Source organism: Ferruginibacter sp. (genome assembly GCF_031430955.1).
Lineage (GTDB): Bacteria > Bacteroidota > Bacteroidia > Chitinophagales > Chitinophagaceae > Ferruginibacter.
The window spans coordinates 1-5,133 of sequence record NZ_JANPCM010000675.1; the positions used below are offsets into that span (position 1 = coordinate 1).

The following is a 5,133-nucleotide window of genomic DNA, read 5'->3' on the forward strand; positions in this document are numbered from 1 at the left end:
TAAAAAAAGAAAAAATTGAAATTAAATGAATGATCAAAAAAAAGTAGAACCGCTGAATAACTCCCCTTTAGGGGATGGGGGTTACCTCACACCCGTTAACGAAGTTAAAGGATACCTTAAATTTTTATAGCCCATCATATCTACTTTTATACTTCCCACTGCAATGGGGCTTTCTACCCTAAGCAATAAATGATTGGGATCGTCGCTTATCCAGGCATTCATTTTTTCGCCGCCTTCAAAAATGGTTCCTTTAATTAAAAGCGGTTTAAATTTTATGGCGTTAAATTTTCCGTAACGGGTTTTTATTTTTTCTTTCCCTAAATAACGGATGTATAAATGATACACTTCATCATCTAAAAACATATCGAAAGGAATTTTGTCATTCACTTTGTATTTATTAAAATCAATATTACGGGCATAGTACATTGCACTTACCACATCCTGTATGCATTTGGTAACTTTAAAAACACCTTTGGTACTAACGGCAGTGCCTGCAGTTTGATTAAAGGTTACGTTTTCATATTTTTTATAACCGCCTTCATCAACATTGCGTATAAATTTATAAGGCACTAATGTTGCCGTATCAATATAACTTTCGTACTTATCCCTTACTTTAAAAAATTTATCGAAGAAGGAATATGATTTGCCTTCGCCTGTACAATGATAGACCGTCTTGCCATTAAAGCGCTCCAGCGAAGTGGTAAAAGTTGCTTCGCCTGCGCCAATGTATGCTCCCATAGCGCTGTAAAAAACTTTCATCGTCACCACTTCATCGGCTTTAAAGGCGGTGTTTTTAATACCGCAAAATTCATCGTCGTAAGCTGTTTTAAAACTTACACAGCAAAGCCCTAAAATTATCAAACTGAATGTAGCGTAACGTTTCATTTTTCTTTTACTATTTTTTTAATGCCCAAAATTAATATACTCCCAATTAATGCCGGTATTACTAAATTAATTAACCATATTGCCAGTGCTGCAGTTTCAATGCCCAGTGTATTGGTGCTGTACATTTTCATCAGTTCCATACTTGCTTTTGCCCTTACCGGTAACTCTAAAAAACCAATGGTGGGGGCTACGGCCATCAGCAAATAAAAAACGGTTATCAGCCAAAAACTTAAACCCACTTCAATGTCTACCTGCATTACCTGCAGCAACAAAATGTACTGCACTACAAAAACTACATACCGCAACAGCGACAGTGACAGTACAGTTAGCAATTGCCTTGCCGAAAACTCATCCAGCACTGTTATATGCTTTACCGCTTTGGTAAATGCCGGCACTTTTTCTATTAACCTCACCAGCCATGCTAATCTGATATAAAATAAAAAAAGTAACACCGTGCCCGTAATGCTGAAATAAATAAGTACATTACCCCAAAAGTGGGGTAAAACGTTTAAAGCGTTGCTGCTGTTATGTGAAAAATATCTTAAAAAAATTAAACCTGCACAACCCATTACCATTGTAACCAGCAACTGGCTTATACTTCCGGCAATAGTTAACGATATGGCTTTAAGACGGTTTTCTTCTTTTAAAAATAAAATTCTGCCGCCGTACTCGCCAATACGGTTGGGTGTTAGCATGGTTATGCTGCAACCTGCCAGTACCGATTTAAATGCTTTAATAAAAGAAAATTGCTGCATGTGCAACACCAGCAGTTGCCATTTTTTTGCTTCTATAGCCCAGTTAACCAGCATTAAAATAATTACGGTTAAAAATTTCCAGCCTTTCCAGCTGTGTTTTACCTGCTGCCAGCGCTGTTCCAAATCGGGCTGCTGAATTAATTGCCGGTACAAACTGTAACAAAGCACAATTAATAATACCGGGCCTAAAAAATAGTTGATTAATATTTTAATACTTTTGTTCAATACGCAATGTTAGTTCAATTATTAAACTCAAAAAATTTTTAGTGTGCCCAAAGCAAAACCGTCCATCATTTTAGGTATAGACCCAGGCACAATAATTATGGGCTATGGTTTAATTGAAGTAAATGAAAATAAAATTTCGTTATTAGAAATGGGTGTGCTGCAACCTGGTAAAGTAAAAGACACGTACAAAAAACTGCAGTTAATTTTTAATACCGTTAGCGGATTAATTACAAAATATCAACCCACTACTTTTGCCATTGAAGCGCCATTTTTTGGTAAGAATGTACAGAGTATGCTAAAGTTAGGCAGGGCACAGGGTGTTGCCATTGCTGCTGCCATGCGGCATGGTATAGAAGTAACAGAATACTCCCCAAAAAAAGTAAAGCAATCGGTAACGGGCAATGGTAATGCCAATAAAGAACAGGTGATGAAGATGCTGCAGCAGATTTTAAATTTTAAAGATAACCCCAAACATTTTGATGCTACCGATGCTTTGGCTGTTGCGGTGTGTCATTTTTTTCAGCAAAAAAATCCGGTAGCAGCAGCAGGTAATAAATTAAAAGGATGGGATGCATTTATTGCACAAAATCCGGGAAGGGTTAAAAGGGTTTAGATGTTTAGGTAACAACATTTCATTAACAGTATAGTTATAAACCTTTGTAAATAAATTTCAGTAAAGTTTGCAGGCAGTAGGATATTGTTATTAACTGAAAATCACAATCAGAAAACGTTACATGGTCATTCGTTCAAAAACATTGCGGCTGGTAATTTTAATAAGTACTGTTTTAGTTACTATTATTATTGCTGTGCAATTATTCTGGCTGCAAAAAGTTTACCGTTACGAGGAAAAACAATTCAACATCAATGTTTCTAAAAGTATTCGTGGGCTTTACGATGATATGGAACTGGTAAATGATGTAAGCGATAATGTGCAGAAAAAAATTGAAAACCCAAAGCCCGATCTGTATTTATTAAGAATTGATTGTAACCCTCATTTAGACAGTCTTTGGACAAATTTAAAAGCTGAGCTTACCGACTTTAATGTGTACACCGATTGCAAAGCAGCTATTTACAGCCAGGAAAAAAATGCTTACACCGAAGAAGAATATATCGACCTGCCGGATGCTTATTTTCCGCCAAAAGAAAAAAGAACACTCCCTCTTTTAAAAAGAGATTATTCTTATGTCGCTTTATTTTTTCCGCACCGGGGCGAATATATTTTAAAGCAAATGTATTTTTGGATTGCATCCGGCGGTTTACTGCTTTTGGTTTTAATTGCTTTTGGCGCCAGCATTTTTTACCTGTACAAACAAAAATTTTTAAACGAAACACAAAAAGATTTTGTAAATAATTTTACGCACGAATTTAAAACCCCGCTGGCTGTAATAAAAATTGCAGCGGAAGTTTTACAACACCCTGATATTTCGCAAAAGCCGGAGAAGCTAAAAAATTATGCTGCTATTATTGATGAACAAATTACCCATTTGCAGGGGCAAACGCAAAGGCTTTTAGAAATTGCTTATACCGACAGTAATGCATTACAACTTGAAAAAGAAAAATTTAATGTAAACGATCTGCTGCAACAGGCCATTAATAACCTGCATCCGCTGGCCGAAGAAAAAAATGCAGTGATACAAACAACATTTTCTTCAACTGGCATTATGGTTACTGCTGATAAATATTATATGCTGCTTACTTTTATTAATCTTATTGAAAATGCCATTAAATATTCAACCAGCCCCCAAATAAATATTGCTACTTATACAGAAGGGCATGATTGCTGCATTGCTGTAAAAGATAACGGCATTGGTATTAGTGAAGAAAACCAGAAAAAAATATTCAATCGTTTTTTCAGGGTTACTGAGGGAGAATTGCATACCACTAAAGGTTTTGGCCTGGGCCTTAATTTTGTTAAAAAAATAGTTGAAGAACACGGAGGGAAAATTGACGTAAAAAGCGAACCAGGAAATGGCAGTACTTTTATAATAAAAATTCCACAGCATTAAAATTTATTACATGAACAAGGCAAAAGTTTTACTGGCAGAGGATGATCTTTCGTTAAGCTTTGTTATTAAAGATAATTTGCAGGATGCAGGTTTTGAAGTAACGCATTGTGCCGATGGTGAAGCTGCATGGCAAAAATTTCAGAAAAAAGATTTTGATATTTGTTTGCTGGATGTAAATATGCCGGAAAGGGATGGTTTTTCCCTTGCAAAAAAAATAAGGCAGCAGAGCGATATTGTACCCATTATTTTTTTAACTGCCAAAAGCCTGGAAGAAGATAAGATAAAAGGTTTTAAAACCGGTGCCGACGATTATATTACCAAACCCTTCAGCATGAAGGAATTGGTAATGCGTATGGATGTTTTTTTACGCCGCACAAAAAAATTACAATCGGATGGGGTGGAAGAATACAAATTAGGCACTTTAAGATTTGCTTACAACGAATTAAAAATTTATGGCGATACTGTAACCACTTCTCTTACTCAACGTGAAGCCGACCTGCTGAAATTTTTTGTACTGCACATTAATAAAATTTTAAAAAGAGAAGAGTTGCTGCTGAATGTATGGGGTAAAGATGATTATTTTTTAGGCCGCAGTATGGATGTGTTTATTACCAAGCTGCGTAAATATTTAAAACCCGACCCTGCCATTGCTTTGGAAACTATACATGGCGTGGGGTTTAGGTTACAGATAAATTAAAACACCAGTTTTTACTTCAACTCTACAAAAGTTTAGATACAAAAGTTATAATAGTCAAAACTTTTGGAGGGTTTTTCTACAGCTTACTCAATATCTTTTCCTGCACCTCCTTCAACTCCTCCGCAGTAATTTTAATTTTTCCCTTTGTAAAATTTAAATCATTGGCGGTGTTCATAGGTACTAAATGTATATGTGCATGCGGCACTTCTAACCCCACCACACTTATACCACAACGGTTACAGTTAAATGCTTTTTCTATAGCATGTGCAATGGGTTTTGCAAACACCAGCATGCCGGCAAGGTAGTCATCGGGCATATCAAATAATTTATCCACTTCTAATTTCGGTACCACCAGTACATGGCCTTTTACCAACGGTTCAATATCTAAAAAAGCAAAAAACTTTTCGTCTTCGGCAATTTTATAACAGGGTATTTGCCCTGCAATTATTTTAGAAAAAATGGTCATAATAAAAATGCTTTTTCTAAAGGTACAATACATTTTTAATTGGGTGACTCATCCGCCACGTGGCGGATGAGTCACCCAATTAAAAATGTATTGTACCTT

At 36.0% G+C, this 5,133-nt stretch carries 6 protein-coding genes; 3 read left to right on the forward strand and 3 right to left on the reverse strand.

What is annotated here, in order from left to right; translation table 11 throughout:
• Positions 1–81: 81 nt before the first annotated feature.
• Positions 82–885, reverse strand: coding sequence for a DUF3108 domain-containing protein (locus tag ACY65O_RS19240; RefSeq protein WP_462222479.1), 804 nt, complete (start codon positions 883–885; stop codon positions 82–84).
• Positions 882–1,865 carry a lysylphosphatidylglycerol synthase domain-containing protein gene (locus tag ACY65O_RS19245; protein WP_462222480.1) on the reverse strand — a complete coding sequence of 328 codons (984 nt, stop codon included), beginning with the start codon at positions 1,863–1,865 and terminating at the stop codon, positions 882–884. The genes ACY65O_RS19240 and ACY65O_RS19245 overlap by 4 nt, the downstream gene beginning before the upstream one ends.
• A 43-nt stretch (positions 1,866–1,908) precedes the next feature.
• Here ACY65O_RS19245 and ruvC point away from each other — a divergent pair, with 43 nt between their 5' ends.
• The 3 genes from ruvC (at position 1,909) to ACY65O_RS19260 (ending at position 4,568) form a co-directional block, all read left to right on the forward strand.
• The gene (gene ruvC / locus ACY65O_RS19250) at positions 1,909–2,478 is read left to right on the forward strand and encodes a crossover junction endodeoxyribonuclease RuvC (RefSeq protein WP_462222481.1); all 570 of its coding nucleotides are present in this window, start codon (positions 1,909–1,911) and stop codon (positions 2,476–2,478) included.
• 121 nt (positions 2,479–2,599) lie between these two features.
• Complete coding sequence (locus ACY65O_RS19255; protein WP_462222482.1) at positions 2,600–3,871, forward strand: sensor histidine kinase; 1,272 nt, start codon at positions 2,600–2,602, stop codon at positions 3,869–3,871.
• A gap of 10 nt (positions 3,872–3,881) precedes the next feature.
• A complete protein-coding gene (locus ACY65O_RS19260; protein WP_462222483.1) occupies positions 3,882–4,568 on the forward strand; it encodes a response regulator transcription factor in 687 nt (228 codons plus the stop codon).
• A gap of 76 nt (positions 4,569–4,644) precedes the next feature.
• Here the strand turns inward: ACY65O_RS19260 and ACY65O_RS19265 are convergent, their stop codons facing one another.
• Positions 4,645–5,034, reverse strand: coding sequence for an HIT family protein (locus ACY65O_RS19265; protein ID WP_462222484.1), 390 nt, complete (start codon positions 5,032–5,034; stop codon positions 4,645–4,647).
• Between the last annotated feature and the right edge of the window lie 99 nt (positions 5,035–5,133).